Below are 16,773 nucleotides of genomic sequence, written 5' to 3'. Positions count from 1 at the left end.
GTCGGGTTAGCGGTGGGGTGGGGGGCCTACGGATTGGCGGGATACGAGGGAGGGGGCGATGGTTTCGCGGAGGGCACCGCCGCTGTCGGTCTCGATCTGCGCCAGCAGCATCTCCAGGCTGGCCCGCGCCACCGCGACGAAGTCCGGTCGGACGGTGGTCAGCGGTGGGATGAAGTAGGCCGCTTCCGGCACGTCGTCGAAGCCGACCACGCTTATGTCGTCCGGCACCCGTCGGCCGTGCTCGTGCAGGGCGCGCAGCACCCCGAGCGCGAGATGGTCGTTGGCGGTGAAGACCGCTGTCACGTCGGGCATCCGGGCGAGCATCTGCCCGCACCGGTAGCCGGCCGCCGCCGACCAGTCCGCCGGCACCAGCGGCGGGATCTCGACGCCCGCCGAGAGCAGGGCGCTCCGCCAGCCCTCGATGCGGCCCGCGCTGTCGAACCAGTCGGACGGCCCGGAGACGTGCCAGACCGTACGGTGCCCGGCGTCGAGCAGATGCTGGGTCGCGGCTCGGGCACCGGCTGCCTGGTCGACAGTCACCAGCGGCATCGGTCGGCGCGGATCACCGTCGACGGTGACCAACGGTACGTCGTTGGGCAGCCGCTCCAGCGCCTCACCGGCCGACTCCACCGGTGCGATCACCACGATGCCGGCGACCCGGTGGGCCAGGTGCCGTTCGACGACCGCCGAGATGGACCGGTGATCGAGGTCGCGGACGCTGCCCACACTGACCGCGAAGCCGGACTCCGCGGCGGTCTGTTCCAAGGCGGCCAGCAGTGACGCCGGCCCGTAGAGGGTGGTGTTCTGCGCGACCACGCCGATCACCTGAGAGCGACCGGTGACCAGCGCACGCGCCGCCCGGTTCGGCCGGTAGCCCAGCTCGGCTATTGCCGCCTGGACCCGCAGCCGGGTCTGTTCCCGCACGTTCGGGTGGCCGTTGAGCACTCGCGAAACCGTCTGGTGGGAGACGCCAGCGAGGCGAGCCACGTCCGTCATCGCAGGATCGCGTACGGCCATCTCACACTCCCGCATGCCCGTGGGTCGCCGCGACCCGTCGACACTGACCGGAGCGGCTCAGATTCACGATCCCTCTCGCGACGCCCACGCCGGCCCGTGCCAGCCGGGGTGGCTTTTCGCTAGATCACGCACAGTCTACGACAGCGACGACGTCATACGCCGACAGGCCAGTCACGGATTGACGGATGTCCGTCTTTCCGACCGCACCGATCGGCTAAAGGGTGATTCGAAGTCGCTGCTCCGCGCTTTTCGCCACGCGGCGATCACGGGGCCGCGATTCCGCGAAATTGCGGATCGGCGCGTGGTGCGGGTGGCGCCCATGCCTGGGCGCCACCCGCCGGTCACCGGTGGCTGGTGACCTCGTTCCCGGTGGTCGGCGTTGCCGGAGGAGAACGCCGGACCCACTTCGAGAGCCGCCTGACGATCGAGGTCAGGGCGTCGCCAGCTCGAAGCGTCGCACGGTCACCGCGCCGCCCAGTGCCTGGGTGGCGTGGTTGAAGATGGCGAACCGGTACCCCATGAAGAATGTCCAGTTGTTGTTGAGGGTCAGGGCATTGCCCAACGAGACGAAGTTGACCCCGTCGGTGCTGTACGAGAAGCGGGCCTGCCGGCCGGAGCCGGGCCTGATGTCGGCGTTGGCCCGCAGCCAGATCCGCCCGCCGGACACCGCCGCGCTGGCGATCTCGCTGCCGGTGCTGGTGGTGTCCCAGTTGCTGTTCATGTTCAGCCCGTTGGTCATGACCACCCGGGTCTGCCCGTTGTCACGCCGTACCCCGATCCAGGCCGAGACGTCGCGCAGCATGGCCAGACCGGTCCGGTCGCCGTCGCGCATCGTCGAGTAGTCCAGCTCGACGGTCGCCGTGGAGGTCGGCCCCTGGATGCGGTGGGTGACCGTGTTCCGGGCCTGGTAGAGGTCGTTGGTGACCGAGGCGGTCTGCAGACGCAGGCCGTTGTTCACCGACCAGCGGCTGTTGTCCGGGTTGTGGTTCCACTCCCACTGCGGGCCGAGGGTGGTGCCGGCGAAGGTGTCCACGCCGGTGAGCGGCTTGACCGGACGCAGCGGCAGCGGGTTGGGGTAGTTCACGCCCCAGGCGCCGTTGACCGTCTGCACCTGCGGCCAGCCGTCGGCGGTCCAGGTGATCGGGGCCAGGGTCGGCACCCGCCCGCCCGGGTACGCGTCGGTGAAGGCCATGTAGTACCAGGCGCCGTTCGGGGTCTGCACCAGGCCGCCCTGGTGGGGTACGCCACCGCCGGAGATCGGACCCTGCATGTTGAGCAGCACCTGCCGCTGCTCGTACGGGCCGAAGGGTCCGTTCGTGGACTTCAGCACGTACTGGCCGTTGGCGGGGCGGGTCAGCCAGATGTAGTAGGCGCCGTTGCGCTTGTAGAACCGTGCCCCTTCCAGGGTGCCGATGCTCGACGGAGTCTGGTAGACCTGCTGGGCCCGTACCTGGCTGCGCCCGTCGGCGGAGAGCTGCGCGACGCTGATCGTGCCGTTGCCGTACGCGACGTACATCGTGTCGTTGTCGTCGATGAGCATGCCGGCGTCGTAGTAGCAGGGCAGGGTGGCGTGCCGGGTCCAGGTGCCGTCGACGGCCTTGGCGGTGTAGATGTGGGTCTGGGCGAAGTTGATGCACCCGGCCCAGTAGTACGTCTGGTTGCTCGGCCGGTAGCTCAGGGTCGACGCCCAGATGCCCTCCACGTACGCCTGTTGCCCGGGGGGCAGGTCGTACTTGGTGCCGAAGTCCAGTCGGGGCACGGAGTGCCCGGCGAACTCCCAGTTCACCAGGTCCCAGGAGCGCAGGATCGGCGCGCCGGGCGAGTAGTGCATCGTCGAGGCCGTCATGTAGTAGACGTCGCCGACCCGGATCACCTCGACGTCGGCGAAGTCCTGCCAGACCACCGGGTTGGTGAAGTTGCCACCGGTGGGCGGCGGGGTCGTCGGCCCGGGGGTGGGCCCGTCGCCGACCCGGACCAGCTGCCACTGCTGGTTGGCACCGTTCCAGTCGTCGTACTGGACGATGTTGCCGCCGTCGGCGGTCGAGGCGTTCTGCACCTCCATCACCCGGTTCGAGTTCCGGTTGATCAGCCGTACGTAGCCACCGGCCGAGTCGGCCAACCGGAACTGCTGGTTGGTCCCGTTGTGGTCGGACCACTGCACGATCGAGGCACCGTTGGCGGTGGAGAAGTTGTAGACGTCGAGCACCTTGCCCGACAGCCGCGACTTGAGCCGGTAGTAGCCACCGCCGGAGTCGACGAACTGCCACTGCTGCTGGTTCCCGTCGTTACGCGACCACTGGGTGATCCGCGCGCCGTCGTTGGTCGCCAGGTTGTACACGTCGAGCGCCTTGCCGCTGTTGCGGTTGACCAGCACGTACCACGCGTTGGTGTCGACCGTCGCGGCCGAGGCCGGCGTTGCGGCCACCGCCACCAGCGTGCCGCCGACCATCACCGCCGCCGCCACCGCGGCCCACATCCGCGACCACCACCCACGCCTACGCGGCGCGGGTCCTGAGACCTCGCCAATGGCAACCATGATCCTCCTTCAGCAATGACGAGCCATCTGAGCGGGACGGTCTCCACTGCGGCGAGCGTCGTGGTGATCTCAGACCAGTCATGTGATCGCTAACATGCCATCCCGTGCCCAAAGGACGACAAGAGATCATTTACTGGGAGAGACGCGAAGCGGCCCGGACAGCCACAGATATCGTCCGTCTTCACTATCGACTGTGAGCGATAACACGACGTTAGTCAAGACGTAACATCCGCCGCGCGATCGGGCGGCGGAGGCGAAGGCGAGGACCCGCCACCGGCAGGGTGGTGCCCCGGCCGGTGGGTGGCGGGTCGGCCGGGGCGAGGCAGCCGCGAAAGCGCGCGCTGCCGTCTCGGCGTGACGGGGGCGCGCCCGTCACGCCGAGAGGGTCGTGCTCAGAAGCCCCGGGCGAGCCGGTAGTACGCCTGGTTCCAGCGCAGTTCGTTGGCGAAGCGGCGCGGCTCGGTGTCCGCGTCGATGACGACCAGTTCGGTACGGGCCATCTCGGCCAGATCGTGCAGCTCCTCCACCCCGACGCCCTGGGACAGCACGGTGTGGTGCGGCGCGCCCGCGGTGATCCACGCCTCGGCAGAGCCGGCCAGGCTCGGGCGGGGCTGCCAGACGGCCCGGGCCACCGGGAGCTTGGGCAGCGGCTGCGGCGGCGCCACCACGTCGACCTCGTTGGCGACCAGCCGGAACCGCTCCCCCATGTCGGCCAGGCCGAGCACCACCGCCGGGCCGGGTGCGGCGTCGAAGACCAGCCGGACCGGGTCCTCCCGGCCACCGATGCTCAGCGGGTGGATCTCGACGTTCGGCACGCCTGAGGCGATCGTCGGGCACACCTCCAGCATGTGCGCGCCGAGGATCAGCTCCTGGCCCGGCGTGAGGTCGTAGGTGTAGTCCTCCATGAAGGAGGTGCCGCCCTCGGCCCCGACCGCCATCGCCTTGACGGTGTGCACCAGCACCGAGGTCTTCCAGTCGCCCTCGCCGCCGAAGCCGTACCCGTCGGCCATCAGCCGCTGCACCGCGATGCCGGGCAGTTGCCGCAGTCCGCCGAGGTCCTCGAAGTTCGTGGTGAAGGCGCGGAAGCCACCGGCGTCCAGGAAGGTACGCAGACCGAGCTCGATGCGGGCGGCGTAGCGCAGCGAGTCGTGCCGGTCACCGCCGGGACGCAGCTCGGCGGCGACCCGGAACGTGTCGTCGTACTCCTTGACCAGGTCGTCGATCTGCGCCTCGGCGACCTCGTCGACGGCCGTGACCAGGTCGTTGACGCCGTAGGTGTTGACCGAGACGCCGAAGCGCAGCTCCGCCTCCACCTTGTCGCCCTCGGTCACCGCGACGTCGCGCATGTTGTCGCCGAAGCGGGCCAGGCGCAGCGAGCGCATCGCCGACCAGCCGATCGCGGCCCGGGTCCAGGCGCCGACGCGGGAGACCACCCGCGGGTCGGTGACGTGCCCGGCGACCGTCTTGCGGGCCACCCCCAGGCGGGTCTGGATGAACCCGAACTCCCGGTCGCCGTGGGCGGCCTGGTTGAGGTTCATGAAGTCCATGTCGATCTCGTGCCATGGCAGCTGAACGTTTGCCTGCGTGTGCAGGTGCAGCAGCGGCGTACGCAGCGCGTCCAAGCCGGTGATCCACATCTTCGCCGGCGAGAAGGTGTGCATCCAGGCGATGACCCCGACCGCCCCGTGCACGCTGGCGTCCTGACAGACCTTCAGGATGTCGGCGCTTGTGGTCAGGACCGGCTTCCAGACCACCCGGGCGGGGATGTGCGGCGAGTCGTCGAGCAGGGCGGCGATCTGACGGGACTGCTCGGCCACCTGCCGGAGGGTGTCCTCGCCGTACATCGCCTGGCTTCCGGTGAGGAACCAGACCTCGGGTTCAGGTTGTGCTGCCATGGGAGTTGCCTTCCGCGAGAGGGGCGGTCACTTGTAGCGGATGCCGATGAGGCGCTGGAACAGGATGAACGCGAAGAGCAGGCCTCCGATCACGATCTTGGTCCACCAGGAGTTGAGGCTGCCGTCGAAGGTGATCAGAGTCTGGATCACGCCGAGCACCAGCACACCGAGCACCGTGCCGAACACGTAGCCCGATCCACCGGTCAGGACGGTGCCACCGATCACCACCGCCGCGATCACGTCGAGTTCCATGCCCACCGCGATCAGCGGCGCGCCGGACAGGGTGTAGAACGACAGCAGGATCCCGCCGATCGCCGAGCAGAGCCCGCTGATCGTGTAGACCGCGATCCGGGTACGGCCCACCGGCAGGCCCATCAACAGCGCCGACTGCGGGTTGCCGCCGATCGCGTACACGTTGCGCCCCAAGCGGGTGTACGCCAGCACGTACGCGGCGATCAGCACGACCGCGAAGGCGATCAGGACGCTGACCGAGACGAAGTTGCCGCGGGGATCACCGATCCGGTACTGCGCCATCGTGGTCCAGAAGCCGTCGGTGATCCGGATCGACGAGTCACTGATGAACGTGCACATGCCCCGGGCGAAGAACATCCCGGCGAGTGTCACGATGAACGGCTGGATGTCGAAGAAGTGGATCGCACAGCCCATCAGGAAGCCGAGGGTCGGCCCGATGAGCAGCGCGATGATCAGCACCGGCAACGCCGGCAGACCGGATTCGAGCAACCAGGCCGAGACCATCGCCGTCATCGCGACCACCGAGCCGACCGACAGGTCGATGCCGCCGGTGAGGATCACGAAGGTCATCCCGACCGCGACCACGAGCAGGAAGCCGTTGTCGATGAAGACGTTGAAGATGACCTGGATGTTGGAGAAGGCGCGGTACTGGGACACGCCGATGCCGTACATGACCAGCAGCAGGGCGAGGGTGACAAGCACCGGCACGTGACGCCGGGGCAGTCGGGCCCACCGCGGGCCGGTGGTCAGCGAGGTCGTGGTCACGCCGTCACCTCTTCCTTCTGCGGCTGCGGGGTCGAGGTCGGCGAGGCCGGTCCACCGCGCCTGCGCCGACCGAGCTTGGCCCGGAACTCCGGTGCCTGGATGAGGCAGACCGCGATGACGACCACCGCCTTGAACAGCAGGGCCGTCTGGGGGGAGATGTTCATGGCGTACACCGTCGTGGTGAGGGTCTGGATGATCAGCGCGCCGAGGATGGTGCCGCTGAGATAGAACCGGCCACCGGCCAGCGACGTGCCGCCGATGACGACCGCGAGGATCGCGTCCAGCTCGACCCAGAGGCCGGCGTTGTTGCCGTCGGCGCTGGAGACGTTGGCGGTCATCATGAAGCCGGCGACGGCCGCACATGCCGCGCTGACCACGTAGACGAGGAAGACCATCCGGGCCGACCGGATGCCGGCCAGCCGGCTGGCCTCGCGGTTGCCACCCACCGACTCGATGATCATGCCGAGGGCGGTACGGCGGGTCAGCGCCGCGACGAGCAGGGCCGCGCCCAGCGCGATGAAGATCGCCAGCGGCAGGGTCAGCAGGTGCCCCAGCCCGATCGCCCGGTACGGCCCCGAGTTGATGGTGATGATCTGTCCCTCGGTGACCAGCTGGGCCAGGCCCCGGCCCGCCACCATGAGGATCAGCGTGGCGATGATCGGCTGGATGCCGATCACGGAGACGAGCACACCGTTCCACGCGCCGAGCACGAGTGCGGCGCCGAGCGCCATGGCCAACGCGGTGAAGACGGTGACCAGGCTGTTCTGGTCCGGTGCCTGACTGATGTGCAGACAGGCGATGGCGCCGCTGATGGCGCAGATCGAACCGACCGACAAATCGATACCGCCGGTGGAGATGACCAGGGTCATGCCCAGCCCGACCAGGATCAGCGGGGCGCTCAACCGGAGGATGTCGATCGGGGTGCCGTAGAGATGCCCGTTGTTCACCTCGACGGCCAGGAAGCCGGGACGGTAGATCGTGTTCACCGCCAGCATCACCACGAGGACCGCCACCGGCCAGAACAGCCGGTGGCTCGCCATCGACCTGAGACGCTCGTTCACTGGCTCGCCTCCTTCCTCGTCGATCCGCTGGCGATGGTCTGCATCACGCGCTCGGCGTCCACAGTGTCGTCGTTGTCGAGCTGCGCCACCATCTCCCGGTCGCGCATCACCGCAACCTTGTGGCTGAGCCGCAGCACCTCCTCCAGCTCGGCGGAGATGAACAGCACGGCCATGCCGCCGTCGGACAGCTGCACGACGAGCTTCTGGATCTCGGCCTTGGCGCCGATGTCGATGCCGCGGGTCGGCTCGTCCAGGATGAGCAGGCGAGGCTCGGTGATCAGCCAGCGGGCCAGCAGCACCTTCTGCTGGTTGCCGCCGGACAGGTTACGCACCGGCACGTCCGGGTTGGCGGGTCGGATGCTCAGCGCCTTGATGTACTGCTCGACCAGCTCGTCCTGGCGTCGGCGTGGGATCGGGCGGAGCCAGCCCCGGGCCGCCTGCATCGCCAGGATCATGTTCTCCCGGACGGACAGGTCGGGGATGATCCCCTCCGCGCGGCGGTTCTCCGAACAGAACCCGATGCCGTACTCGATGGCCTGGACCGGGTTGCGCAGGCTTGTCGGTTTGCCGTTCACCGCGACCTCGCCCCGATCGGCGCGGTCCGCGCCGAAGAACAACCGCGCCGCCTCGGTACGCCCCGAGCCGAGCAGGCCGGCCAGGCCGACCACCTCGCCGGCGTGGATGGTCAGGCTGAACGGGGCGATCGCGCCCTTGCGACCCAGCTCGGAGACCGCCACGAACGGGGTGCCGCCCTCCAGGGCCGCGAGCTCCCGCCGGGGCTGCTCCTCCAGCCGTTCCAGGACGTCGAGTTCCTTGCCGATCATCTTCTCGACCAGGGCGAGCTGCGGCAGCTCCGCGATCGGGTACTCACCGACCAGGGTGCCGTTGCGCAGCACGGTGATCCGGTCGGCGATGCCGTAGACCTGGTCGAGGAAGTGGGTCACGAAGAGGATCGCGATTCCCTCGTCGCGCAACTGGCGCATGACGCGGAACAGCTGCGCCACCTCACCGGCGTCCAGACTGGAGGTCGGCTCGTCGAGGATCAGTACCCGCGCCTGCACGTCGATCGCGCGGGCGATGGCGACCATCTGCTGCACCGCCAGGGAGTAGCTGGCCACCGGCGCGGTGACGTCGATGTCGAGGTCGAGACGGGTCAGCAGCTTGCGGGCGCGACGGCGTACCTCACCCCAGCGGACGGCACCGAAGAGTCGGGGCTCCCGGCCGATGAAGATGTTCTCCGCCACGGAGAGGTTGGGGCAGAGGTTGACCTCCTGGTAGACCGTGCTCACGCCGGCGGCGGACGCCTGCATCGGGCCGGAGAAGGCCACCTGCTCGTCGCCCAGCGTGATGGTGCCCTCGTCGATGCCGTAGACCCCGGTCAACACCTTGATCAGGGTCGACTTGCCGGCGCCGTTCTCGCCCATGAGGGCGTGCACCTCGCCGGGAAAGAGCCGGAAGTCGACGTTGTGGAGTGCGCGCACTCCAGGAAAGGACTTACTGATCCCGGTCATCGTCAGGACCGGACGGCTATCCGTCATCCCATCAGGCCTTCTTCTGGGTTCGATTCTGTTCGGGGGAATACGGCCGTCCCGTGACGTCCGCCCGACCGACCCGGGGGTCGATCGGGCGGACGTGGGCACCGGAGGTGTCGGGCCGCCCGGTCCGTCGGGGAAGTGGGCGACGCGGCGGGGCCGCCACGATCAGTGTGGCGACCCCGGGCATCGATCAGTACTTACGGTTGGGCAGAGCCTCCTTGGCCTGCTCCTGGGTGAAGGTGGTCTCCTCGGTCTCGATCCGCGGCGGCACCTCTTCACCGGCGTGCACCTTCTTGGCCAGCTCCATCAGCTGTGGGCCGAGCAGCGGGCTGCACTCCGCGATGAAGTTGAACTTGCCGTCGGCCAGGGCCTGCATGCCATCCTTCACCGCGTCGATGGTGATGATGATGATGTCCTTGCCGGGCTCCTTGCCCGCCGCGGTGATGGCTTCGAGAGCACCCAGACCCATGTCGTCGTTGTGCGCGAAGAGCACGTCGATCTTCGGGTGGGCCTTGAGGAACTGCTCCATGACCTGCTTGCCACCGGCACGGGTGAAGTCACCCGACTGGGAGGCGATGACCTTCAACTTGGGGTCGGCGGCGATCGCCTCGCCGAAGCCCTTCTTGCGGTCGTTGGCCGGGGCCGAGCCGGTGGTGCCCTGCAGCTCGACGATGTTCACGTCGCCGGTCGCGCTCTTCATCTGCTCGACCAGCCACTCGCCCGACAGCCGGCCTTCCTTGACGAAGTCCGAGCCGAGGAACGTCTTGTACAGCGACTTGTCGGCCGAGTCCACGGCGCGGTCGGTCAGGATGACCGGGATGCCGGCGTCCTTGGCCTCCTTGAGCACGGTGTCCCAGCCCGACTCCACGACCGGCGAGAAGGCGATCACGTCGACCTTCTGCTGGATGTAGTTGCGGATGGCCTTGATCTGGTTCTCCTGCTTCTGCTGGGCGTCGTCGAACTTCAGCTCGATGCCCGCCTCGGCAGCCGCCTCCTTGATGGAGTTGGTGTTGGCCGTCCGCCAGCCGCTCTCCGCACCGACCTGGGAGAAGCCCATGACGATCTTGCCGTCGCCGCTTCCTCCTTCGTCGGTTCCGGTGTCACTGTTGCCGCAGGCTGCCATGCCGCCGGCCAGAAGCACGGCGGCGAGCGCCGCGACGGCGCGCCGAGGCGCGAGGGACATTCGCATGTTTCTCATCGGATCTCCTCGGGTGGGGGTGCGGGTTCCACGCCGTCGGCCGAGACCGGCGGCATGGCGTACTGGTGGTGTGGATCCTGTGCACGGTGGTACGAATTCGGTCGCGGCCCGGTCGGGTCGCGGCCGGGGTCAGGTGGTCGTCGCCGGCGCGGGACGTTGGCCGTAGACGTTCTGGTAGCGGTCGTAGAGGGCGTCGATGTCCGCCTGCGCCATCGGCACCGGCTGTCCGAGCGCCCGTGCCAGGTGCGCGGTCCGGGCGACGTCCTCGCACATCACCGCGGCCTTGACCGCGGCCCGAGCGGTACGCCCGATGGTGAAGACCCCGTGGTTGCGCATCAGTACGGCCGGCGAGCGGTGCCCGGTCAGCGTGCTGACGATCCCCTTGCCGATGTCGTCCCCGCCGATCAGCGCGAACGGACCCACCGGGATCTCCCCGCCGAACTCGTCGGCCTGGGCGGTCAGCCAGCAGGGGATCGACTCGCCGCGAGCCGCCCAGGCGGTCGCGTACGTGCTGTGGGTGTGCACCACGCCGCCGACCTCGGGCATGGCCCGGTAGACGTAGGCGTGCGCGGCGGTGTCACTCGACGGCGACAGGTCACCCTCGACCGGTACGCCGTCGAGGTCGCAGAGCACCATGTTGTCGGCGGACAGGTCGTCGTAGTCGACACCGCTCGGCTTGATGATCATCAGGTCCCGGCCGGGTACCCGCGCGGAGACGTTCCCGGCCGTCCAGGCCACCAGCCCGTAGCGGGTCAGTTCGCCGTGCAGCCGAGCGACGGTCTCGCGCAACTCACGCTCGATCATGCCACCTCCTCCGACGCGGTCTCGTTGGTCGACGCGGCCGATCCTGCGGCCGCATTACGGATCGCCCGCAGGCGCAGCATCACGTCGTTGGTGCCGCGACCGAAGTGGTCGTGCAACGTCCGGTACTCGGCGTAGAGCGCGTCGTAGGCGCGTACCCGGTCCGGATCGGGGCGGTAGACCGCCTCGCTGATCCGGCCCATCGCCTGCGACGCCTCGTGGATCGAGGAGTACTCACCGGCGGCCACCGCGGCGTGGATGGCCGAGCCGAGCGCCGGGCCCTGCGCCGAGCCGATGATGCTCAACGGCCGGTTGGTGACGTCGGCGTAGATCTGCATCAGCAGCGTGTTCGAGGTGAGCCCGCCGGCGATCACCAGGTCGTTGACGGGCACCCCCGCCTCGACGAACGCCTCGATGATCATGCGGGTGCCGTACGCGGTCGCCTCCAGCAGCGCCCGGTACACGTCCTCCGGGCGGGTGGCCAGGGTCAGGCCGACGATCATTCCACTGAGGTCGTGGTTGACCAGCAACGACCGGTTGCCGTTCCACCAGTCCAGCGCGACCAGGCCGTGGGCCCCGACCGGCTGGGCGGCGGCGAGCTCGGTGAGCCGCTCGTGCGAGGCGACCTCCGCCGGGGCGGCGTGCTTGACGAACCAGCCGAAGATGTCGCCGACCCCGCTCTGACCGGCCTCGTAGCCCCAGGCTCCGGCGCTGATGCCACCCTCGACGACGCCGCACATCCCGGCCACCTCGGCCGGCTGGGCGCCGTTGACCACGTGGCAGGTGGAGGTGCCCATGATCGCGACCAGTCGGCCCGGCGCGAGGGCCTGCGCGGAGGCGGCGGTGACGTGCGCGTCGACGTTGCCGACGGCCACCGCGATGCCCTGCGGCAGGCCGGTCCAGGCGGCGGCCGCCGCGGTCAGCTCGCCGGCCTTGTCGGCCAGCGGCATCAGCGGACCGTCGAGCTTGGTCACGAAGTCGCCGAAGTCGGGGTTGAGGGCGGTCAGGTAGTCCGTCGACGGGTACTTGCCGTCCTGCATGATGCCCTTGTAGCCGGCCGTGCAGACGTTGCGGGTCTCGATGCCGCACAGCTGCCAGACGATCCAGTCGGCGGCCTCGATGAACCGGTCGGCCCGGCGGTAGACCTCCGGGTCCTCCTCCAGCAGTTGCAGCCCCTTGGCGAACTGCCACTCGGCGGAGATCTTGCCGCCGTAGCGGCCGATCCACGGCTCGCCGCGTTCGTGGGCCAGGGCGTTGATCCGGTCGGCGTGCGGCTGGGCCGCGTGGTGCTTCCAGAGCTTCACCCAGGCGTGCGGGCGCTGCCGCAGCTCCGGCACCTCGCACAGTGGAGTGCCGTCGGCGAGCGTCGGCAGGATCGTGCAGGCGGTGAAGTCGATGCCGATGCCGACGACGTCGCGCGGGTCCACTCCGGCCGCGGCGACGGCCGCCGGCACGGCATGACGCAGCACGTCGCGGTAGTCCTGCGGGTCCTGCAACGCCCAGTCCGGTGGCAGGGACGGGCCGCCGTCGGGCAGTGCGGACTCGATGACGGCGTTGCGGTACTCGTGCACCGCCGTACCCAGTTCGGCACCGTCGCGTACGCGGACCACCAGGGCCCGCCCGGACAGGGTCCCGTAGTCGACTCCGACGACATACCGGTCGCCGACTTCGCCCACACCGCTCATGCTCACCTCCGGCCGATGACGGCCCTCAGTGTTAACGCTCACATCCGGCGTCGTCAAGACACCGGCCGGCAACAGCTCCGTAACGGAGTACGACGACCCGTCCGACCACCCGCAACGAACGGCGCGACACCGCTTACCCGACCCGTGCTGCACCAGATGCCGGGATGCGCCAGCGGTCGTCGATGTCGGGCTCGGTCGGTGCGGGCGTCGCCCGGTCGTCGGCTGCCCGCGACCGCTCCGGCGGCTCCGCCCGCAACGGCCACGCCAACACCCGGACCGCCGGCCACCGCGACGACGACAACCCCGGAAGCGAGCCTGCCGAGCGATCGACCGACGCCATCCACAAAGGCTTCCGGGCCACCGGCGAAAGCGGGCTCGACTCGGCACATGAGCGTTAACATCCGTCGATTCGGCCGGGGCTACCCGACTCGCGTCCTCGACATCCGCGACACAGCGACGCCGCACCGGAGACGATCACTTACTGAATCGTTTCCACATGCGAAATCAGCAGCGCGAGGACGGGGTAACCGCTTCTGATCAGGTCGAGAAGTCCGCTTGGCATCCATCGACGACGATTTACAGAACTAGATGTCAGCGATAACATCCCTGACATCGGAGCGCCCGTGTCCGGGAGAACCGCCACCGTCACACCGCCCACGTCGTAGCGCCACCACCGTGACGGCCGACGCGATCCTCGGGCGGCCCGTGGGCGACGGCGTCCCCGCCACGGTCGGCGGCACTTCGTTCATCTGACCGCGAGCAGACGACGCTGCCCGCGCCCGCTCGACGAACCAGCTGGGCTGCCCGACAACTCACCGGTCGGTCATCGATGACTACCACTCACCACCCCTGTCCCGAGGAGGATCGAATGCGTGCACGACCACGATGGTTGGCCGTCCTGAGCGTCCTGGTGCTGACGCTCACCACGGTCGTCGTCGACGGACTCCACTCACCGAAACCCGCACAGGCGCTGAACAACGGCGTGGCTCGCACCCCACCGATGGGGTGGAACACCTGGAACACCTTCGGCTGCAACATCAACGAGACGCTGATCCGGCAGATGGCCGATGCGATCGTCAACACCGGCATGCGCGACCTCGGCTACAAGTACGTCGTCGTCGACGACTGCTGGTTCGACCCGAACCGCGACGCGCAGGGCAACCTTCAGGCCCATGCCGGCCGCTTCCCCAGCGGCATGAAGGCCCTCGGCGACTACCTGCACTCCCGGGGTCTGCTCTTCGGCCTCTACCAGGTGCCCCGGGAGAAGACCTGCGCCCAGTACTTCGGCGCCTGGCCCGGTTCCACCGGTAGCCTCGGGCACGAATACCAGGACGCCCGGCAGTTCGCCGCCTGGGGCGTGGACTTCCTCAAGTACGACTGGTGCTCACCGTGGGGCACCATCAACGACCAGATCGCCGGGTTCTCGCTGATGCGCGACGCCCTCGCGGCCACCGGTCGGCCCATCGTCTACAGCATCAACCCGAACAGCATCCACGAGAAGACCGGCCCCCAGCGCAACTGGGGCGACATCGCCAACATGTGGCGGACCACCGAGGACATCACCAACGCGTGGAACACCGGTCAGACCAACGGCTACCCGATGGGCATCCAGAACATCGTCAACGTCAACGTGCCCATCGCCTCGTACGCCTCACCGGGCTCGTTCAACGACCCGGACATGCTCGTGGTCGGCAACGGCGGCATGACCGACACCGAGATGCGCAGCCACTTCGCCCTCTGGGCGATCATGGCGGCACCGCTGATCGCCGGCAACGACATCCGTAACGCCAGCGCCGCCACGCTGGACATCCTGCGCAACCAGAACCTCGTCGCCATCAACCAGGATTCCCTGGCGCTGCAGGCAGTGCAGGTCGCCAACGACGGCATCCGCCGGGTGCTGGCCAAGCGGCTGGCCAACGGCGACGTCGCGGTCGCCCTGTTCAACCAGGGCAACTCCACCACCACCGTCTCCACCACGGCGGCGGCGATCGGCAAGTCCGGCAACTCGTTCACCCTGCGCGACGCCTGGACCAACACCACCTCGACGAGCACCGGAACGATCTCGGCAAGCGTCCCGGCGCACGGCACCGTGGTCTACCGGGTCAGCGGTGGCGGCACCACCACTCCCCCGCCCCCGCCGACCACCTTCCGGCTGCGCAGCGAATCGTCCGGCCGCTGCCTGGACGTCAACAACAGCGGTACCGCCAACGGCACCGCGACGCTGATCTGGGACTGCCACACCGCCAGCAACCAGAGCTTCACCCAGAACGGTCAGGCCCTGCAGGTGCTCGGCAAGTGTCTGGACATCTCCCCGACCGCCACCCCCGGCACTCCCGTACAGATCTGGGACTGCAACGGCGGCACGAACCAACAGTGGACGTTCAACAGCAACGGCACCATCAGCAACGTCCGCTCCCCCAACCTCTGCCTGGACGTCAACAACAACGGCACCGCCAACGGCACCCCCGTGATCGTCTGGACCTGCCACACCGCCCCCAACCAACGCTGGACCCGCACCTAACACCCCACCCACCCCACCCCCACCCCCACGCCCTTGCGCCCTTGCGCCCGCCCCGCCCGCTCGCCCCGCCCGCCCGCCCTGCCCGCTCGACCCGCCCGCTCGACCTGCCCGTCGATCTTGCACTTTCCGCCTCGACAAAAGCTGCCAATCCAGGCATATAGGCGACCAGAAGTGCAAGATCGACGGGGCGGGGGGCGGGGTGGGGGGTGCGGGGCGGGGTGGGGTGGGGCAGGGGGGTGTCGGGGTCAGGTGGGGGTGGTCAGGGGGTTGGTGAGGAGGGGGGTGAAGGCCAGTTCGGCGGCGCCGGTGAGGGTGGCGTCGTCGCCGAGGGCGGCGATGCGCAGCTTGACGTGTTCGCGGGCGACCGGCAGGACGTTGCGGGCGATGCGGGCACGGACCTGGTCGGCCGCGCCCGGGTACAGGTCGCACAGCATCCCGCCGAACACCACCATGCCGGGGTTGAACAGATTGATCAGGTTCGCCACCCCGATGCCGAGCCAGTCGCCGACGTGCCGCAGCGCCTCGCGGGCGGCGGGATCTCCCCGGTCGGCGTCGTCGGTCACCGCGCGGATCGCGTCGCGGCCGAACAGTTCGGCCGGCCGACCGGCGGCGTCGAGCAGGGCCCGCTCGCCGACCTCGGCCTCCAGGCAGCCGTACGAGCCGCACCCGCAGGCCCGCCCGTCGTACGGGTTGACCACCATGTGCCCGACCTCGCAGCCGTAGCCGCCGTCGCCGCCCAGCAACCGACCACCGACGATGATCCCGCCGCCGACCCCGACGTCCCCGTGCAGGTAGATGAGGTTCTGCAGGCCGACACCCGCGCCACGCAGGTGTTCGGCCTGCGCGCCCAGGTGTGCCTCGTTGCCCACCAGCACCGGCAGACCGAGCCCGAGCCGGCGACCCAGTTCGGCGCCGAAAGCCTGGTCGACCCAGCCCAGGTCGGGACCGAAGCGCACCATCCCGTCGCCGGGGCGGATCATCCCGCAGTACGACGCGCCCACGCCGACGCAGGTGGCCGACGGTGGCGCGGCGCGATGCAACTGGCGACCGAACCGGGCCAGCACCTCCACCACCTGCGGCAGGTCAGGCCCGGCGCGGGGGCGTACCGCCTCGCGACGGTCCAGGATGACGCCGCCCAGCCCGACCCGGGCGGCGACCAGCCGGTCCACCGCCACGTCGAAGGCGAGGACGTAGATCCGGTCGGACGCGGGCCGCACCAGCAGGGACGGTCGACCGGCACGACCGGTGTCCGACGGGGACTCCTCCTCGACCAGGCCCACCCGGGCCAGCTCGGTGGTCAGCGCGCGGATGGTGCTGCGGTTGAGCCCCATCCGCGCGGCCAGGTCGGCACGGCAGAGCGGACCGTCCAGATGCACATGGCGCAGCAGTGTGCTGGCGTTGCGCCGACGGATCTCCTCCTGGACCAACCCGATCCTCCGGCATCAGCGTCGATGCGGACACCCCGACGCGAGGCAGTGTGGTCAACAGCCGCCGTGACGTCAAGGCG

At 69.2% G+C, this 16,773-nt stretch carries 11 protein-coding genes; 1 reads left to right on the top strand and 10 read right to left on the bottom strand.

Annotation, left to right across the window (positions count from 1 at the left end; genetic code table 11):
- Nucleotides 1-6 precede the first annotated feature (6 nt).
- From VAB18032_RS14830 to araB, 9 genes are all read right to left on the bottom strand, one after another.
- Nucleotides 7-996 (bottom strand): LacI family DNA-binding transcriptional regulator, encoded by a 990-nt coding sequence (locus VAB18032_RS14830; RefSeq protein WP_193386257.1) that lies wholly within the window; start codon nt 994-996, stop codon nt 7-9.
- A 451-nt stretch (nt 997-1,447) separates the two neighbouring features.
- Nucleotides 1,448-3,493, bottom strand: a complete 2,046-nt coding sequence (locus tag VAB18032_RS14825) for a family 43 glycosylhydrolase (protein WP_013733672.1) — start codon at nt 3,491-3,493, stop codon at nt 1,448-1,450.
- Between the two features lie 452 nt (nt 3,494-3,945).
- Nucleotides 3,946-5,448, bottom strand: a complete 1,503-nt coding sequence (gene araA / locus VAB18032_RS14820; protein ID WP_013733671.1) for an L-arabinose isomerase — start codon at nt 5,446-5,448, stop codon at nt 3,946-3,948.
- Nucleotides 5,449-5,475: 27 nt separating this feature from the next.
- Complete coding sequence (gene yjfF / locus VAB18032_RS14815) at nt 5,476-6,465, bottom strand: galactofuranose ABC transporter, permease protein YjfF (RefSeq protein ID WP_013733670.1); 990 nt, start codon at nt 6,463-6,465, stop codon at nt 5,476-5,478.
- Nucleotides 6,462-7,505 carry an ABC transporter permease gene (locus tag VAB18032_RS14810; protein ID WP_043720749.1) on the bottom strand — a complete coding sequence of 348 codons (1,044 nt, stop codon included), beginning with the start codon at nt 7,503-7,505 and terminating at the stop codon, nt 6,462-6,464. The genes yjfF and VAB18032_RS14810 overlap by 4 nt, the downstream gene beginning before the upstream one ends.
- A gap of 17 nt (nt 7,506-7,522) precedes the next feature.
- Nucleotides 7,523-9,064 (bottom strand): sugar ABC transporter ATP-binding protein, encoded by a 1,542-nt coding sequence (locus VAB18032_RS14805; protein WP_043720744.1) that lies wholly within the window; start codon nt 9,062-9,064, stop codon nt 7,523-7,525.
- Between the two features lie 187 nt (nt 9,065-9,251).
- Entirely contained in the window at nt 9,252-10,259 is a 1,008-nt protein-coding gene (locus VAB18032_RS14800) for an ABC transporter substrate-binding protein (RefSeq protein WP_198408907.1), read from the bottom strand.
- 129 nt (nt 10,260-10,388) lie between these two features.
- The gene (locus VAB18032_RS14795) at nt 10,389-11,063 is read right to left on the bottom strand and encodes an L-ribulose-5-phosphate 4-epimerase (protein WP_013733666.1); all 675 of its coding nucleotides are present in this window, start codon (nt 11,061-11,063) and stop codon (nt 10,389-10,391) included.
- Nucleotides 11,060-12,745, bottom strand: a complete 1,686-nt coding sequence (gene araB, locus VAB18032_RS14790; RefSeq protein WP_013733665.1) for a ribulokinase — start codon at nt 12,743-12,745, stop codon at nt 11,060-11,062. Before araB ends, VAB18032_RS14795 begins: the two co-directional genes overlap by 4 nt.
- A gap of 868 nt (nt 12,746-13,613) precedes the next feature.
- Between araB and VAB18032_RS14780 the strand changes: the two genes are divergently transcribed.
- Complete coding sequence (locus VAB18032_RS14780) at nt 13,614-15,266, top strand: glycoside hydrolase family 27 protein (protein WP_013733663.1); 1,653 nt, start codon at nt 13,614-13,616, stop codon at nt 15,264-15,266.
- A 245-nt stretch (nt 15,267-15,511) separates the two neighbouring features.
- Here the strand turns inward: VAB18032_RS14780 and VAB18032_RS14775 are convergent, their stop codons facing one another.
- Complete coding sequence (locus VAB18032_RS14775) at nt 15,512-16,693, bottom strand: ROK family transcriptional regulator (protein ID WP_013733662.1); 1,182 nt, start codon at nt 16,691-16,693, stop codon at nt 15,512-15,514.
- Nucleotides 16,694-16,773 lie beyond the last annotated feature (80 nt).

The organism is Micromonospora maris AB-18-032, assembly GCF_000204155.1.
Lineage (GTDB): Bacteria > Actinomycetota > Actinomycetes > Mycobacteriales > Micromonosporaceae > Micromonospora > Micromonospora gifhornensis.
Note: the sequence above shows the minus strand (reverse complement) of the source record. Positions and strands in the feature narration are given on the sequence as shown.